The organism is Devosia chinhatensis (assembly GCF_000969445.1).
Classification (GTDB): domain Bacteria; phylum Pseudomonadota; class Alphaproteobacteria; order Rhizobiales; family Devosiaceae; genus Devosia; species Devosia chinhatensis.
The window spans coordinates 412,048-427,616 of sequence record NZ_JZEY01000054.1 but is presented as its reverse complement, the minus strand read 5'-3'; the positions used below and the strand labels follow the sequence as shown (position 1 = coordinate 427,616).

Genomic DNA, 15,569 nt, shown 5'->3' with positions numbered 1-15,569 from the left:
TGCGCCTAGCCTTGGTTAGGCGGCGGCAGCACGGGGCGCACTTCGGTCGCCCCATAGGTGGACGAAGGACTACGCGCCGCCCAGGATAGCGCAGCATCGAGGTCCGGCACCTCGATCACCACATAGCCGGCCAGCTGTTCTTTTGAAGCCGCCACGGGTCCGTCCTGCACAAGGCGGTTCCCACCATCGAGCCGTACCGTAGTTGCCGCAGCAGGAGGCAGGAGCCCGTCTCCCCTTAGGACGACGCCTGCCTCGTACAGCGCACCGATGTAGGCGTTCCAGGCTCCCCAATAGGGGCCGGCGCGGTCGGGGGATGTCGCGCTGGGCAGCGACCTCGGCCTCGTTCTCATAAAACATCAGCATGTATTGCATTTTGGGTTCCTGTCCTTGTTTGGAGAGGCGGATTATCCGGCTCTGCAATACTGACGCGCCCAGGGCTGCCATTCGGACAGGGCCTAAAACATTCTTGGCCAAATAGAAGAGCCATGACGAACCAAGCGCACGTGAAGACAGGCAGCCACCTGCATTGCCACGACCAGCCAATCCCTTCTCAGAAGATACCGTGGGACGGTTCGAGCCGCTCAATGGCAGCCTTCAGAGGTTAGCAGACCAGTTCGATTGTCCGAAACGTGGTCGGTTGGCGCAGTCAGCAACGCGCCCGTTTCCGGTCATCTCTGCTTCGTTCCATTTCACCCAAAAGCAGCCATAGCGAATATGGTCACTGGGCTGCGATTTTTTTCCCTTCCGCCCATTGTTCCGGTGCCTGCGTCTTGATCTCGAACTGATCCTGAGTACGGGTATAGCTGTGGCCACCGAGGCGGCCGACGGCATCCATGGCGTGCTGGTCGATATGGAGCTTGCTGGCATCCACAGCGCTGCTGCGCACGTAGAGCCCGACCACTTCCCCGAGGATAATTTCGCGCGCCTTGCCCACTTCCAGCGTCATGTAGCGCTTGCATTCGAGCGCGGCGGGCGCAGCCAGGATACGTGGACTGCGCACAGCGTGACCAGGGACGGTTTCGAGACCAGCCTCTGCCAATTCATCGATTTCAGGCCCGAACTTGATGGCGCATATCTCCATCTGGTCTACCAGCGCCTGGTCCACGATGTGGACGGTGAACTCCCCGGTTTCTCGGATGTTGCGCGCCGTATCCTTGAACCGCATGTCGGCATAGTTCTCGACGCCGACCGCGATGATGGCCGGGTCGTGGGTCAGCACGTTGAAGAAACTGAATGGGCCGGCATTGGCCTTCCCGTCAGTGCCGAGCGTTGTGATGAGGGCGATCGGCCGCGGGATCACCGTGCCGATGAGCAGCTTGTAGCGCTCGCGTTCGTTGAGCGCTCCGAAGTCGAAATGGGTATGTTCCATCAGACAGCGACCCGGTGGGTTTCGAGCGGCGTGTGGCGGCTGAGGTTTTCGAAGCCATCCTTGGTGACGAGATAGCAGTCGCCGATATTGCAGCCCGCCGACTGGGCTTCGAGCCACTGCGTATGCAGCACAAACACCATGCCTTCCTCCAGCGTGTCGAAATTATGCGAGGAGACGTTGAAGCTGTTCTGGGCGCCCGCCATGCCGACCGAATGGCCCAGATTGGGGTTATGAGGCCCGAAGGTCGCCGGATAGACATGCATGAGCTTGCGACCCTGAGCTTCCCAGTTTGCATCGGGCACATGCTGGCGCGGCACCAGGCGCGCGCCACCGTCATCGGCCGGGCTCCAGTTATAGGGCATGGTGCGGGCATGGGGCGAGGCCAGAAGGTCGTGCTCGATATAGGACGAGAAGGCGGCGTTGTTGACCTCGCTGATCAGCGCACCCGGCTTGATCAGCTTTTTGGCGCGCTTCACACCCTCGGTGCAGGCGGCCAGCACCTTTTCCTGCCGCGCCGTGATCTCGCCGACCGCGATCATGCGGGCGGTCTGGGCGGCGTAGCCGCGATAGGTGACGTTCGAGATATAGAGGTTGATGATGTCGCCCGGACGCACGATGTGGCCATAGGGCTTGCCGCAATGGGTGCCGTATTCGTTGATGCCGATCTGGTAGCCGTCGCCCGTCTCACCACCCCTGGCAAGCTGGGCCATGGTGAAGGCCGCATAGATTTCCGCATCGGTCACACCGGGCCGGGTGACGTGGTAAGCGGCCTGCGTACCGATGGAGATGAGCTGGGCAGCGGCGCGGAACATCTCAATTTCGCGCGGGCTGCGGATCTTCTGCATCCGGTCGATGATGCCATTGTCCTTGACGTACTTGGCCCTGGGCATGGCCTCGCTGAGATCGCTCCAGAAGTCGCGCGACGTGCGGTCGCCCAAAAGACCGATCTGGCCCTTGGCGAAACCCAGCTTGTCGACCAGCTTTGCAACCGCCTCGGCAGTCAGCGTCGTGGATGACCCGGGGCGATCGGCATATTCCCGCCCGATGGCGCCGACCTGCCAGATATCCTCGACCAGCACCGGCTCGCCGCCCGGGGGCAGGATCACCGACTGGGTGAAGAACGACACCAACGTCAGCGGCTTGTCGCTGTCGGTGGGGATGATCAGCACGCCTTCGCGCATCCAGTCGCAGACATAGCGCAGATAGGCGTTCGAGGTGTGGAACCAGCCCACCCCACGAGGTCGGGATTGTAGGCAATGCCATTGACCTCGACGGTGACGGTCGGGCCGTATTCGCCTTGGAAGGCCGGATCGAGCTTGTCCCAGTTGCTGAGACGCGACGGATCGATCTTCTGGATCAGGTCATTCTCGATCGCCACGGCGCCTTGGCCCGGCGACATCAGCAGCGTATCGAAGGCCGGCGCATCGGGGCTCGCCATCACCTTGGCAAACTGGTCCTGCGCCAGGGCCGGCGAAATCGTCAGGTCGAAGCCCTGCTCGGACAGCAGCGGGGTCAGGATGCGGCGATACCCATCCTCCCAGTTGCCGGGAAAGGTTGCGGCGACGAGGCCACCGGCCGCGCGGGCCGGCAGGGGCAATAGGCCGGCAGCAGCCGCACCCATGGCGAGAACGTTGAACTGGCGGCGGGACAATCTGGTCGTCATTTCAGGCACCCTTGGCTTCACGTTGATGAGGTTGGGAGAGAGAAGTGCCGGCCGCAGCCGGGAAGACATGACACCTGCTGGTGTCGATGCAAAGGAAGGTGGTTTCGCCGGCCGTGCCGGATAGGGTTGCGGGGCCGCGCATCTGGCTGGTCCGGATTTCGGCGCCGTCGGCCAGCGTCAGTTCGTGGACCAGGGTGGGGGCCGAGCGCGATGGCGACCGTGACCCGAGCCGGGAGGGTGTTGACGCAGGCATCGGCGGTCAGCGACACATCCTCGGGCCGGCAGGTCACGACGACAGGCGAGCCGACATGGTAGCCCAAGCGCCGCGGCAGGATGAGAACCTCGCCACCCGAAAGCCTGACCTTGCTCTGGCTCGCATCCACGGCCTCGACTGTGCCCGGCAACTGATTTGCTTGGCCGATAAACGTGTTGACGAACAGCGACTTCGGCTCGTCATAGACCCGTGTCGGTGTGTCGATCTGCTCGACCTGCCCCTTGTTCATCAGCACCAGCCGGCTGGCGAGGCTCTGGGCTTCTTCCTGGTCGTGGGTCACGATCAGCGTCGTGATGCCCAGTGACCGCTGCAGCCGCAGCATTTCGACCTGCAGGTCGAAGCGCAGGGCGCGGTCGAGCGCACCGAAGGGCTCGTCGAGCAGAAGCAGGTTGGGGCGCGCCGCCAAGGCACGCGCCACGGCAACGCGCTGCTGCTGGCCACCCGAGAGTTCGCGCGGCAGGCGGCGCGCCATGGTATCGAGGCGCACCAGCGCCAGCAGTTCGGAGACCCGCTCGCGGCGCTGTGCCTTGGGCAATCCCTGGCAGGCAAGGGGGTAACCGACATTCTCTTCGACGGTCAGGTGGGGGAACAACGCATAGTTCTGGAATACCATGCCGATGCCGCGCGTCCGGGCCGGCATGGTATCCAGCCGCTGGCTCCCCATGGTGATCGATCCTTCCTGTGGCCGGATCAGGCCGGCAATGGAGCGGAGCACCGTGGACTTGCCGCAGCCGCTTGGCCCGAGCAGAGCGACGACCTCGCCCGGCTGCACGTCGAAAGATATGCGATCGATGGCGAGCGCTGTCCCATACCGATGTGTCAGGCTGCTGACCCTGAGGCCGGCTTGCGGCGTAAGGCTGGCTGCGGAGTCGACGGTCGAAACTTGATCTGTCATGGTCAGGTCTCAGATTGGTCCTAGCCACCACATTGCAGGCGCTGTGCCAGTTCATCTTCGTCGTGGCATAATTTTCCCTATCGCAATGAATAATAAAGAGAATTGTAGCTTTTCACCGATTTGCGCAACCAGTTGCGAACGTACATTCGAAGTTATTTTCGGATATTATTTCGCACATTCGTGCGCCATATGATGTTATTGTAGGCAACACGAATCCGGGATTTGATGATCGCATGCCCCCTCGCAAACAGCCGCGCGCCAAGCCTATCGACATTGAGGTAGAAGATGCGGAAGACGTCACCGATCGCATCTGCGCGACGCTGTCGACAGCCATCGCAGATGGCGCGCTTAAGCCGGGCAGCAAGATCATCGAGGAAGCCATTGCCGAGCATTTCGGGGTCAGCCGTACGGTGGTGCGCGGTGCCCTGGGTGTTTTGCAGCGTGAGCGACTGCTAGAGCGCAAGCGCAACCGCGGCACCTTCGTCGCGGAGCCCAGCATCGAGGAAGCGCACCAGCTTTTTGAAGCGCGCCGGGCGCTCGAGCGCACGATCCTCGAACTGGTGGTTGCCAGGATTACCGAGGCAGATTTCGCTCGGCTGGAGGCCATCACCGCCGCCGAACTTCGACTGCACGAGCAGGATCATGACGCGGCAAAGGCGACCATGGTCGGCCAATTCCACGTCGAGCTCGCCGCCATCGCCGGCAATGTCGTGCTCAGCGAAATGCTCGCCAAGCTGGTGGCCAGACTATCCCTTGTGATGGCGCTCTATGAAGACGAGCGGCAGGACGACTGCGGCGCCGACCACCACCGCGCAATCGTATTGGCCTTGCGCGCAAAAGACATCCGCAAGGCCCAGACCCTGATGGATACCCACCTCGCCGACATCGAAGGACGCGTGAAGCTCACGCCGGGGCAAAGCGAACGGCACAGCTTCATGTCCGTGCTGGAGACGTTCAGCGAGTCCTAGTCGTTTGAGGTTGCGCGCCACCCATAGGCGTTTTTAATCTGGCCATCGGAGGCCAAAGGAGAAATGTAAGGGGTATCTCACAGTACGATCCTGCGGCTGCAGGAAGACCTGCTTGCAATGCCGGCAGGCAGGTTGGCGCGAAACGTGCATTGAAGGTCAGACAAATCTGGTCAATCCGCTTCTTCCTCGACCGAGAGGGAAGGATGAGGGACCGAGCACTTTTTGACCTTGCGATCGACAGCAAGCTTCGGGGCTGCGATCTGGTGAAGATCAAGATCGGCACGCTCGTGGCTGGCCCTGCCATCCTATCGCGGTCGATTGTAATCCAGCAGAAAACAGGCAGACCCCACCAGTTCGAGATCACCGCGAAAACAAGAGCCAGCCTGCGTGCCTGGCTCGAGCGACGCGGCGGCACAATCGTTGACTTCGCCTTCCCGAGCCGTGTGGTGCCAAATGGCCACCTGAGCACCCGTCAATACGTCAGGCTGGTGGACGAGTGGGTCACGGCCATCGGGCTGACGCCTGAGGAGTATGGCATCCATTCTCTGCGCCGTACAAAGGCGTCGCTTATTTACAAAGCCACAGGCAACCTTCGGGCCATCCAGATACTGCTTGGCCACAGCAAGATCGAGAACACAGTTCGTTACCTTGGCGTGGATGTCGACGACGCTTTGTCGTTGTCAGAGGCTACCGAGATCTGAGCAAGCGACTTCGAAGGTAGCCGCTTGTGCCCCGTCGGCGAAGCGCCCCATTCCGGACACTGGACCGGCTGTTTCGAATTCCGAAAAGCGGATATGCTTTCGGGAATTGATGGCGACCTAATTGGGGTGGAAAGCGGACTGTCCGAATCTGCAAAACATAGGTTTAGAGCAGCCGTTCTTGTCGGGCCGATGAAGCCGATTGCAGAGGTAAGGGCGGCAATAATCAATGCGCATGACCGTCGTAGAAGTCGGGTTCGCCAAGACGCCAATAGCCGGCAGCCTTGATCAGGTCTGCGTCATGCCCTGCAGTGATGAAGTGCTCGCGCAAGCCGGAGGACATGGCTGCCTCGCCGGCGATGAAGATGTATCCCTGACCTGGTGGAAGCGTCGCCGCTTTCACGGTTTGGGTAAGCGAGGCGCCGGCTGAGCGCTCGATCCAGGTCATTTCCAGGTTTGTCGCGTGGCTGAAATCTTGGCGCTCGGCCAGGGTGGCGACCTCGACAAAGGCAATGATCCTGGTCTCGGCCGGCAGTTCTTCGATACGCCGGCCGATAGCCGGGAGCGCCGTCGCGTCGCCGATCAGAACGTAGTAATCGAAGTCATCGCGCACGACGAACGATGCGCGAGGCCCCCCAATGCCAAGGCGGTCGCCGGGTTTGGCGCCTGCGGCCCACTCTGCCGCGATGCCACCGTCATGCAGAACGAAGTCGATCGCCAGCTCCTGCTTCTTCCTATCGAAGCTGCGAGGGGTGTAGTCGCGCCCTTCAGGCTTCGGCATTCCCTCGGGCCAGTCCAGGCCGTTCGGGCCAGGAACCGGAACGACTGGCTCTGTTCCTTCGGGATGAAACCAGATTTTGACGTGGTCGTCATAAGCAGCCGAAGGAAAGTCGGCGAAGCTTGGATCCGTGAACGTGACGCGCATCATGAGCGGGGTAATGCGCTCGGTGCGCACAACTTCGGCCACACGAAATTTGAGTTCGTGGCGCACACGCTCGGCTACCGGACGATCCATGGATAACTCCTATTCATAATAGATGCCGATGCGGCGGCCGCCGATGGTCTCGACATGCACCGGCGTTTGATAGACCGCGGTCAGAACATCGGAGGTAATGATGCGCTCAGGCGTGCCCTCACGGGCAACCTTGCCGTCCTTCATGCAGACGATGTGATCGGAGTAGACCGACGCGAAATTGATATCGTGCAGCACGACAACGATGGTCTTGCCGAGTTCTCGCGATGCCTGTCGCAGCTGTCGCATCATGCTGACGGCATGTTTGAGATCGAGATTGTTAAGCGGCTCATCGAGCAGCACGTAGTCGGTATCCTGACACAGCACCATGGCCACGAAGGCCCGCTGCCGCTGGCCGCCGGAAAGCTCATCCAGGAACCGTTCGGCCAGATCGGCTAGATTGAGATAGTCGATCGCCTGGTCGATATGTCCTTTGTCCTCGATCGTCAGGCGCCCTTTCGAATACGGATAGCGACCGAAGCTGACGAGGTCCCGTACGGTCAATCGAGCCGTCATGTGGTTGTCTTGGCGCAGGATCGACAAGCGACGCGCCAGCACATCGCTCGGGGCTTTTGTGACATCAAGGCCATCCACCGTCACCGTGCCGCGGTCCATGCTCATCAGCCGGCTGACCATGGAAAGGAAGGTCGACTTGCCGGCGCCGTTGGGACCGATGATCGACGTGATCCCACCAGAAGGCAGCGTGATCGACACACCATCGACAACGCAGCGCGAGTCATAGTGCTTGGTGACGCTATCGGCGACGATCATCGCGCGGCCCTCCGCAGGACAAGAAAGATGAAGACGATGCCGCCGAGGAACTCGATGATGATCGAAAGTGCAGTGTCGAAGGCAAAGACGCGCTCCAGCACGGTCTGCCCGCCGACAAGGCAGGTAACGGCAAGCAGTACCGCCGCCGGCAACACGTAGCGGTGACGCGAGGTGCCGACCAACGAATGAGCGAGGCTTGCGACAAGCAGACCGAAGAACGTGATCGGCCCTACCAGCGCGGTCGATACCGCTACCAGCACGGACACCAACACCAGGATGACGACGACCGTGCGCTTGTAGTCGACACCAAGATTGATGGCATGGGCGCGGCCGAGCGATAGCACGTCGAAGGTATGGCCTAGCCGCAAAGCGCAGAGACTGACCAGGACGACAATGGCGGTGGCCACGGCGAGCAGAGTGGAGTCGACGGTCGCAAAGCTTGCAAAGAACGAGTCCTGCAGCACCTGGAACGCATTGGGGTCGAGCAGGCGCTGCATGAACTGCGACAGTGAGCGAAAGAGAATGCCGAAGACGATCCCGACCAGAACCAGAAGGGTCAGGCTACGCTCCTCGCCGAGGAACAGCCAGCGGAACAGAAGGCCGGAAAACAGCACCATGACTGCTATTTCGATGCCGAACTGCATCTGCTGATCTATGTTGACCAGCGCACCGACGCCGAGGAAGAAGACAATGGACGTCTGCAACAACACGTAGAGGGCATCAAAGCCCATGATCGAGGGCGTCAGGATGCGGTTGTTGGTGACGGTCTGGAACAGCACGGTAGAGACGGCGACCGAATAGGCAACAAGACAGAGCGCCAGGAGCTTGCGACCACGAAAGGGCAGGATGAAGCTCCAGCTGCCCCTGGCGCCGATTACCATGAAGCAGGCGATCGAGACGAGGGCCAACGTCGCAAGAATGAGCAACGCGAAGGTCGGCCGCGACATGCCGCCGATGCGGCGCTGACCGGGCTCCTGGATCAACACGGTGACAGGCTCAGCTGGCATGGCGGCGCGTCCTGAGCAGCAGAAAGAGGAACATGGCGCTGCCGATGACGCCGACGACGACGCTGATGGGAATTTCGTAGGGATAGCGCACGATGCGGCCAAGGATATCGCAGGCGAGAACGAAGCCCGCGCCCATCACCGCGACCCAGGGAACAGTGCGACGCATGTTGTCGCCCACCATCAGGCTGACCAGATTGGGGATGATGAGGCCGAGGAACGGGATGGACCCGGCGGTAACAAGCACAGTGGCGCTGACCATCGACACGATGACCAGTCCGAGCACCATGACGCGCTGGTAGTTGAGCCCCAGGTTTGTGGTGAAATCCTTGCCCATGCCGGCGACGGTGAATCGATCGGCGGCTAGGTATGCGAACACACCGCAGCCAAGGCCAATCCAGAGCAGCTCATAGCGCCCCCGCAGGATGCCGGAGAAATCGCCCATATTCCAAGCCAGCAGCGAAGGGAGCAGTTCAAGGCGATAGGCGAAGAAGCTGGTCACCGCGCCGATGATGCCACCCAGCATGATGCCGACCAGCGGCACCAGCATCACGTCGCGCAGCGGAACGGCCCGAAGGATGCGCAGGAACAGCGCCGTCCCGGCCAGTGCGAACCCGGCGGAAATCAGCATTTTGCCCATCAGTGGCCAACCGGGCACGAAAACCGCGGCAACGAGAAAGCCGAGACTGGCGGACTCGGTGGTGCCCGCTGTGGATGGTTCGACGAAGCGGTTGCGCACGACCATCTGCATGACGAGGCCGGCTATGGCCATGGAAGAACCGGCCAGGATGATCGCCAGCGTGCGCGGGATGCGGCTGATCAGCAGCACCTGCATCGGCCGATCTTGCGGCGATGTCGAGAGCAAGGCGTCAAGCGAGACGTCGCTGACGCCGACAAAAAGGCTCGTCACCGCCAACAGCAGCGTCACAACGATGGCGAGGATGAGAAGGCGCAACAGCCAGCCCTAGATCAGAAGACCCGGGCATCTGGCGATGCCCGGGCGAGTTGGATTGAGCCGATTAGGCGTTGAGGCCAGCTAGAACCTGGTCGAGCAGCAGCATGACGCCCTGGTAGCCATGCATGGTGATGTAGGCGGCCTGCGGGTCGAGATAGATGATGTGCCCTTCCTGGGCAGCCTTGGTCTGATTGACCAGCTCGTTGTCGAGCAGGGCTGCGGCGGCGCCCGCCGTTTCGCCGGTGCCTGCGTCGCGGTCGACAACAAAGAGCCAATCGGGATTGGTTTCGAGGATGAACTCCATCGAAATGCCATCGCCACCATGGTCGCCGTCTTCGACATCGGCCATGGCCGAAGGAATGCCGAGCTGGTTATGGATCCAGGCGACGCGTGAGTCCGGGCCATAGACGCCGACATTGCCGGCATTGGTCACGATAACAAGCGCATTGCCCTTGTCGGCGGCGGCGGCCTTTACCTCTTCGACCTTCGCGTCGAGCGCAGCATTGAGTTGCTCAGCTTCAGCTTGCCTGCCGAAGATATCGCCGAGCTTGACGAGATTGGCTTTGATGCCGCCAAGGATATCGGAATTGTCGGCCAGCGACATGTCGATCGTCGGCAGAATGTCCTTTGCAGTGCCGTAAGCTTCGGCAGACCGAGCCGAAACGAAGTAGACGTCGGATTCAGACGCCGCGATGCCCTCGAAATCGGGCTCGAACAGCGAACCGAGCTGGAGATATTCAGCCGGTACCTTGTCGGCAAGGTAGCCAGGGACATTGCTCGAGGGGGCACCCGCAACGTCGATCCCCAGTGCATTGAGATTGTCGAAGGTCGCCCAATCCTGCACCAGTACCTTGGCCGGGACGCCCGACAAGGTGGTTTCACCTTGAGCGTGGTTGACCACGATGTCCTGAGCATGGGTTGGCGTCGCGAAAGCGACTGCGGCAAGGGCAGCAAGCCAGACTGATTTCATGAGCCGTTCTCCTGTAGCCAGAACGATCTATCTAACATGATATTCAGAATCAAGTTTTCTTCATGCGACATTTACGTGCTTTAGCGGGCTTCAGTTCTGGAGGACCGCGGTCTCCAACTCGGGCCAAGTTCATGAACGATCTACGCCAAATCATTTGGCTCACCGAACCTGCTGCTTCTGCCCTGTGAAAAATGCGGGCGGCGCATGACGCTTCCCTTGCGCTCAAGGCAGCGGCAGCTTTCAGGGTGTCCTGTCGTGATGACCGAATGACCGAAATGGGGTCGGCAGCTGCCAGGCAGAAACGCGCCCCATTTCGGCCGCTGAGACCGCGGTACTGATTTCCCGAAACCTGCCAGTCCGCTTTGGCCGCCGCGACGGCTGAATTGGGGTGACTAGCGGTCAGTCCGGTCATGAGGTGCTAACGACTGATCCGCGAAAATAATGGGCATTCAGGTGCCTTGAATTCAGCGCCAGAATCGGGGAGCTTTGACTCGCTTTCGGTTCCGCCATATCGCGCGGATTAAAAGGGAACACGGTGCGGATTACCCATCAAGGGCCAAAACCGTGGCTGCCCTCGCAACTGTAAGCGGCAAGTGACCAGCACATCGCCACTGACCTTGACGGGTTGGGAAGGCTGCCGGGAACGACAGAGCCGCGAGCCAGGAGACCTGCCAGAGCGCAAGACCATGTAGCCGGGCGAGGTGTCCTGGCAGGGAGCGCGTTTTGAAACCAGGCACGGATTCCGTGGCATTGGCGACATGCAGGCCTTCTCCCGACCGGAGAAGGCGAAATGCTTCGACCTGATGCCGTTATTGTTTGCATTTCCCAGCAGCATCTGAACGCCGCGCGGCAGCGCGAGCTTTCCGCACTCGTGTCCGAGGCTTCGCCGGTTCCGGCGCGCATGGTACGGCTCGAGGGCACCGGCCCGCATCTGGGCGATGCGCTGGATGAACTGGTGGCAGCGGGCCACCGCAGCATTCTCGTGCAGCCGCTCGGGCTACCCTTTTCGAAGAGTCTCGCGGCGTGGCTGCCGGGCGTGCTGGCGCACTGGCGGCAGGAGCGGCAGTGGCCGGATGTAACTCTGCTGATTGGGCCCGACCAGGCGATAAACGACGACACTATCCGTCGCATCGTCAGTGCGGCCGTAGCGGCGGATAATGCCGAGTTGATTGCGGAGACGCAGAAGCCCAGCCTCGGCAAGCCGGGCTGGAACCAGCCGCCGTCATTTCGGCATCACCTGATCGTCTGCACCGGCCCCCGTTGCCACTTTCGCGGCGCCCCGAACCTGAAGCTCGCGCTCAGCGAGGAACTCACCCGCGTCGGTCTCGGCGGCGAATGTCTCGTCGCCACCTCGGGCTGCCTCTACCCCTGCAATCAGGGTCCGCTGCTCGCCGCCTATCCACGCGGCGAATGGTACCGGCTGCTCGACCGCGAGGCTGTCGCCCGCTTCGTCGAGACCGTCATCGGCCGCGGCAACCCGGTCCCCGAACTCCTCGTCCACCGCGTCGCGCCGCTCGACGCCCCGGCCGACGTCACCCCTTTTAAAGGAGAAAACGAATGAAGCTCAAATCCCTCTTGGCCGCAGCGCTGCTCGCCACGCTGCCGGCCCTCGCGGTCGCGCAGTCGACGACCTATCCGCTGACTATCCAGAACGGCGAAAACACACTGGTGTTCGAAAAGGCGCCCGAACGCGCCGTGACCCTCAATGGTCATGTCACCGAGCTGGCATTGTCGCTGGGGCTGGCGCCGAAAATGGTCGGCACTGCCTATCTCAACCACCCGATCCTGCCTGAGCTCAAGGCCGACTACGACAGTATACCGATCCTTTCGGACGGCACTGGCTCGCGGGCACTTGAAGTGGTGCTCGGTACCAATGCCGACTTCGCCTTCGGTCGCCTCAGTGCCTTCCGCGACACCGCAGTGGCGCCGGTCGAAAAGCTCAAGGAACTCGGGATCAACGCCTATGCGGTCAAGGGCACCTTGATCAAGGGTGCCACCATGGCGGACGTCTACACGGACATCACCAACCTAGGGCTAATCTTCGACATTCAGCCGGCCGCGACGGCGCTGATCAACAAGATCAAAGGCGAAATCGCCGAAGTTGCTGACCTCATTGCGGCGGCGGGCAAGCCGAAGGTGAGAGTGCTGGTGTATGACAGCGGCGAGGACGCGATCTACACCACCGGCAAGGCGCTGCAAACCCATCTCATCGAACTGGCGGGCGGCGAGAACGTCTTCGCTGATCTCGAGGAGACCTGGTCGGATGTGAGCTGGGAAGAAGCCGTTGCCCGCGCGCCGGACGTGATCGTCATCAACGATTACGGTCAGACCAGCGCCGAGGACAAGATCGCGCTGCTCAAGGACAACCCGGCGCTGGCCAGCGTACCGGCGATCCAGAACGACCGCTTCGTCGTGCTGCCGCTGCCGTCGGCCTTCGAGGGTGTCCGCAATCCCGATGCGGTCCGCACTTTGGCGGCCGGATTCTATCCGGACCTGTTCCAGTGACCGCTCTTGCATCCGACGCTCCCGCCCGGACACGCTCGTCTTGGCAGGAGCACCTCCGCGACCTGCCGCTGCCGCTGGTCAGCGCCGTGCTGGCGGCTGGCCTTGTGCTGTCGCTGACGCTTGCGGTCACCATCGGGCCGGTGGACCTCTCCATGCGGACAGTGTGGCAGATCGCTTTCGCCAAGCTCACCGGCACCAGCGGGAACTGGACAGGCGCGCAGGAGAACATCGTCTGGATGTTGCGCTTCCCGCGCGTGCTGCTGGCGGCAGTGGTCGGCGGCGGGCTGGCTGCGGTCGGCGTCGCCATGCAGGCGGTGGTGCGCAACCCCCTGGCCGACCCCTACGTACTCGGCATCTCGTCGGGCGCCTCGGTGGGCGCAGTGCTGGTGCTAGGCACCGGCGCATTCGGATTCTTCGGCATCTACGCCGTCTCAGCTGGTGCCTTCGCCGGTGCAGTGGCGTCGTTCACGCTGGTGTTCCTCATCGCCGTCGCGGGCGGGCAACTCTCGCCTCTGCGGCTCGTGCTCGCCGGCATGGCCTGCGGCTATTCGCTCTCGGGGCTGACAAGTCTAATCGTACTCACCTCCGAGAATCGCGAACTGGCGCGCAACGCGATGGAATGGATGCTGGGCAGCCTCGGCGGCGCGTCCTGGTCCGATCTGGGGCTGCCGTCAGCCGTCCTCTTGGTTGGGACGCTATGGTTGTCGCTGAGCGGCCGCGCCCTCAATGCGCTGCTGGTCGGCGACGATACGGCGCGCACGCTGGGCATTGATGTCGGTCGCCTGCGGGTAACTCTGTTTATCGTGCTCTCGCTGCTCACCGGCGTTATGGTCGCCGTCTCTGGTGCCATAGGCTTTGTCGGCCTCGTCATCCCGCATGTGGTTCGTATGCTGGTCGGCACCGACCATCGACGGGTGCTGCCGGTCTCGGTGCTCATCGGCGCCATATTCCTCGTCTGGGTCGATGTCGTCGCCCGCATGGCCTTCGCGCCAATCGAGTTGCCGGTCGGCGTCATCACAGCACTGCTCGGCGGCCCGTTCTTTGTCTGGATGCTGGTCGCGCAGCGCTGGAAGTCGCGGGACGCAGCATGACCCAGCTCTCCGTCAAAAACCTGTCTGTCGAGATCGAGGGAAAGCAGCTCGTTGACGCCGTACTCTTCGATCTCCAGCCCGGCGAATTCGTCGGCCTGGTCGGTCCCAACGGCTCGGGCAAATCCACGCTGTTGCGCGCCATTTACCGGGTGCTCAAGCCCGAGTCCGGCCGTGTCATACATCTGGGCGACGATGTCTGGAAACTCACCGCCCGCGATGCCGCCCGCCGCACAGCGGTGGTGGCGCAGGAGCAGATGGGGGAGTTCGACTTTACCGTGCGCGAGCTGGTGCAGATGGGCCGAACGCCACACAAAGGACTGCTCGATGGTGACAGCACTGGCGATCGTGATATCGTCGACCAGTGCCTCGAAGAAGTCGCTATGAGCCATTGTGCGACACGATCGTTCCTCAGCCTGTCCGGCGGCGAGAAGCAGCGCGTGCTGGTCGCCCGGGCATTGGCGCAGCAGGCGCCATTCTTGGTGCTCGACGAACCCACCAACCACCTCGACATCCGTCATCAGCTTGAACTGCTGGACTTGATCCGGCGGCTGAAGATCACGACGCTCGCTGCGCTGCATGACCTGACGCTAGCAGCCCGCTACTGCGACCGCCTGGCGATGATGCATGGCGGTACGCTCATCGCTGTCGGCACACCCGCAGAGGTGCTGACGGCGGACCGGATCCGGGAAGCGTACGGCGTGGAGGCCGAAATCTCTAACTACGACGGGCGAACACGGATTGACTTCGACCTTAAGCGCTAGTGTCCGTTTCGGGGCCGAAGCGCTCGTTGCGGAAGCGGAGCACGAATGGCAGAAATGGGGTCGATACCTGCCAGGCATGAAAGCGCCCCACCCAGGACATCGGGCAATGCTAGGTCCGAAGAGACGGCCATCATCGTACTTTTCCAGAATAGAAGGGCGCGGCCATCGCCGCGCCCGTGCAAACAAATCACTTTACTCCGACCAATCCACCCCGGCCTCTCGCGAGGTCGGGTTTTTTACACTGACTGCGTTGACGGAAGCTCCCAGTGGCAGCAAGCTGTTGCCGGGCCCAAAAACCTTGGGCCAGCCGCTGCAACGGCTATCATTATCGTGCTGCGACGTGCGTTCACGATCTGCTCGAATCAGACATTCTCCTTGCCTGGTGCACTCATGGCTTACCCACGCTCACCGGGGGCGCGGGCATGGCGCTGGCCGCCATGTCCAGGATATGAAGCCAAGCCTTGCTCCTCCCCCGCGCCCGGCGCGTGCAGGTGCCGAAACCCTCATCGACCAAGTCGCGCAGCTCAGGCGCGCCATCGCCATTCTGGGTCTGGTCTATGGTCGGGGGCGTGGCCTTCGCCGCTTTGCTGCATAAGGCCCTGCCATGCCTCCAACGCCCGCTCGCGCTGGTCA

The 15,569-nt window shown here is 62.0% G+C and carries 13 protein-coding genes, 3 pseudogenes and 1 riboswitch; of the genes and pseudogenes, 6 read left to right on the top strand and 10 right to left on the bottom strand.

Annotation, left to right across the window (positions count from 1 at the left end; translation table 11 throughout):
* Positions 1 to 5: 5 nt before the first annotated feature.
* The 5 genes and pseudogenes from VE26_RS02190 to VE26_RS02170 all read right to left on the bottom strand — a co-directional run bounded on the left by VE26_RS02190 (position 6) and on the right by VE26_RS02170 (position 4,201).
* Entirely contained in the window at positions 6 to 350 is a 345-nt protein-coding gene (locus tag VE26_RS02190) for a YciI family protein (RefSeq protein ID WP_244465608.1), read from the bottom strand.
* A 368-nt stretch (positions 351 to 718) separates the two neighbouring features.
* The gene (locus VE26_RS02185) at positions 719 to 1,369 is read right to left on the bottom strand and encodes a flavin reductase family protein (RefSeq protein ID WP_046103572.1); all 651 of its coding nucleotides are present in this window, start codon (positions 1,367 to 1,369) and stop codon (positions 719 to 721) included.
* Positions 1,369 to 2,604, bottom strand: a pseudogene (locus tag VE26_RS02180) (M24 family metallopeptidase); the annotation flags it as partial. The gene VE26_RS02185 and the pseudogene VE26_RS02180, both read right to left, overlap by 1 nt.
* A pseudogene (locus tag VE26_RS02175) lies at positions 2,604 to 3,032 on the bottom strand (type 2 periplasmic-binding domain-containing protein); the annotation flags it as partial. The pseudogenes VE26_RS02180 and VE26_RS02175, both read right to left, overlap by 1 nt.
* 1 nt (position 3,033) lies before the next feature.
* Positions 3,034 to 4,201 (bottom strand): annotated as a pseudogene (locus tag VE26_RS02170) (ABC transporter ATP-binding protein).
* A 233-nt stretch (positions 4,202 to 4,434) separates the two neighbouring features.
* Here VE26_RS02170 and VE26_RS02165 point away from each other — a divergent pair.
* Together VE26_RS02165 and VE26_RS02160 are read left to right on the top strand one after the other, a co-directional pair.
* On the top strand, positions 4,435 to 5,169 hold the full coding sequence (locus VE26_RS02165) for a GntR family transcriptional regulator (protein ID WP_046103570.1): 735 nt from the start codon (positions 4,435 to 4,437) through the stop codon (positions 5,167 to 5,169).
* Between the two features lie 74 nt (positions 5,170 to 5,243).
* Complete coding sequence (locus VE26_RS02160; protein WP_046103569.1) at positions 5,244 to 5,870, top strand: tyrosine-type recombinase/integrase; 627 nt, start codon at positions 5,244 to 5,246, stop codon at positions 5,868 to 5,870.
* A 223-nt stretch (positions 5,871 to 6,093) separates the two neighbouring features.
* Here VE26_RS02160 and VE26_RS02155 read toward each other — a convergent pair whose 3' ends face one another.
* The 5 genes from VE26_RS02155 to VE26_RS02135 form a co-directional block, all read right to left on the bottom strand.
* On the bottom strand, positions 6,094 to 6,882 hold the full coding sequence (locus tag VE26_RS02155) for a siderophore-interacting protein (protein WP_046103568.1): 789 nt from the start codon (positions 6,880 to 6,882) through the stop codon (positions 6,094 to 6,096).
* 9 nt (positions 6,883 to 6,891) lie between these two features.
* Positions 6,892 to 7,650 (bottom strand): iron ABC transporter ATP-binding protein, encoded by a 759-nt coding sequence (locus VE26_RS02150; RefSeq protein WP_046103567.1) that lies wholly within the window; start codon positions 7,648 to 7,650, stop codon positions 6,892 to 6,894.
* Positions 7,647 to 8,597 carry an iron chelate uptake ABC transporter family permease subunit gene (locus VE26_RS02145; protein WP_046104918.1) on the bottom strand — a complete coding sequence of 317 codons (951 nt, stop codon included), beginning with the start codon at positions 8,595 to 8,597 and terminating at the stop codon, positions 7,647 to 7,649. Before VE26_RS02145 ends, VE26_RS02150 begins: the two co-directional genes overlap by 4 nt.
* Positions 8,598 to 8,646: 49 nt before the next feature.
* The gene (locus VE26_RS02140) at positions 8,647 to 9,609 is read right to left on the bottom strand and encodes an ABC transporter permease (RefSeq protein WP_046103566.1); all 963 of its coding nucleotides are present in this window, start codon (positions 9,607 to 9,609) and stop codon (positions 8,647 to 8,649) included.
* A 64-nt stretch (positions 9,610 to 9,673) separates the two neighbouring features.
* On the bottom strand, positions 9,674 to 10,579 hold the full coding sequence (locus VE26_RS02135) for a siderophore ABC transporter substrate-binding protein (protein WP_046103565.1): 906 nt from the start codon (positions 10,577 to 10,579) through the stop codon (positions 9,674 to 9,676).
* Between the two features lie 481 nt (positions 10,580 to 11,060).
* Positions 11,061 to 11,269, top strand: a riboswitch (cobalamin riboswitch).
* Between the two features lie 100 nt (positions 11,270 to 11,369).
* Between VE26_RS02135 and VE26_RS02130 the strand changes: the two genes are divergently transcribed.
* Genes VE26_RS02130 through VE26_RS02115 form a run of 4 tightly spaced genes read left to right on the top strand, consistent with a single transcriptional unit; the run spans position 11,370 to position 14,936 of the window.
* Positions 11,370 to 12,140 carry a (2Fe-2S) ferredoxin domain-containing protein gene (locus VE26_RS02130; RefSeq protein ID WP_046103564.1) on the top strand — a complete coding sequence of 257 codons (771 nt, stop codon included), beginning with the start codon at positions 11,370 to 11,372 and terminating at the stop codon, positions 12,138 to 12,140.
* On the top strand, positions 12,137 to 13,084 hold the full coding sequence (locus VE26_RS02125; protein WP_052715611.1) for an ABC transporter substrate-binding protein: 948 nt from the start codon (positions 12,137 to 12,139) through the stop codon (positions 13,082 to 13,084). Before VE26_RS02130 ends, VE26_RS02125 begins: the two co-directional genes overlap by 4 nt.
* A complete protein-coding gene (locus VE26_RS02120) occupies positions 13,081 to 14,175 on the top strand; it encodes a FecCD family ABC transporter permease (RefSeq protein WP_200897203.1) in 1,095 nt (364 codons plus the stop codon). Before VE26_RS02125 ends, VE26_RS02120 begins: the two co-directional genes overlap by 4 nt.
* The gene (locus tag VE26_RS02115; RefSeq protein ID WP_046103563.1) at positions 14,172 to 14,936 is read left to right on the top strand and encodes an ABC transporter ATP-binding protein; all 765 of its coding nucleotides are present in this window, start codon (positions 14,172 to 14,174) and stop codon (positions 14,934 to 14,936) included. The genes VE26_RS02120 and VE26_RS02115 overlap by 4 nt, the downstream gene beginning before the upstream one ends.
* The last annotated feature ends 633 nt before the right edge of the window (positions 14,937 to 15,569 follow it).

Coding starts and splice junctions, on each gene's coding strand:
- VE26_RS02190 (WP_244465608.1), bottom strand. CDS start 350: ATGAGAACGAGGCCGAGGTCGCTGCCCAGCGCGACATCCCCCGACCGC.
- VE26_RS02185 (WP_046103572.1), bottom strand. CDS start 1,369: ATGGAACATACCCATTTCGACTTCGGAGCGCTCAACGAACGCGAGCGC.
- VE26_RS02165 (WP_046103570.1), top strand. CDS start 4,435: ATGCCCCCTCGCAAACAGCCGCGCGCCAAGCCTATCGACATTGAGGTA.
- VE26_RS02155 (WP_046103568.1), bottom strand. CDS start 6,882: ATGGATCGTCCGGTAGCCGAGCGTGTGCGCCACGAACTCAAATTTCGT.
- VE26_RS02150 (WP_046103567.1), bottom strand. CDS start 7,650: ATGATCGTCGCCGATAGCGTCACCAAGCACTATGACTCGCGCTGCGTT.
- VE26_RS02145 (WP_046104918.1), bottom strand. CDS start 8,597: ATGTCGCGGCCGACCTTCGCGTTGCTCATTCTTGCGACGTTGGCCCTC.
- VE26_RS02135 (WP_046103565.1), bottom strand. CDS start 10,579: ATGAAATCAGTCTGGCTTGCTGCCCTTGCCGCAGTCGCTTTCGCGACG.
- VE26_RS02130 (WP_046103564.1), top strand. CDS start 11,370: ATGCTTCGACCTGATGCCGTTATTGTTTGCATTTCCCAGCAGCATCTG.
- VE26_RS02125 (WP_052715611.1), top strand. CDS start 12,137: ATGAAGCTCAAATCCCTCTTGGCCGCAGCGCTGCTCGCCACGCTGCCG.
- VE26_RS02115 (WP_046103563.1), top strand. CDS start 14,172: ATGACCCAGCTCTCCGTCAAAAACCTGTCTGTCGAGATCGAGGGAAAG.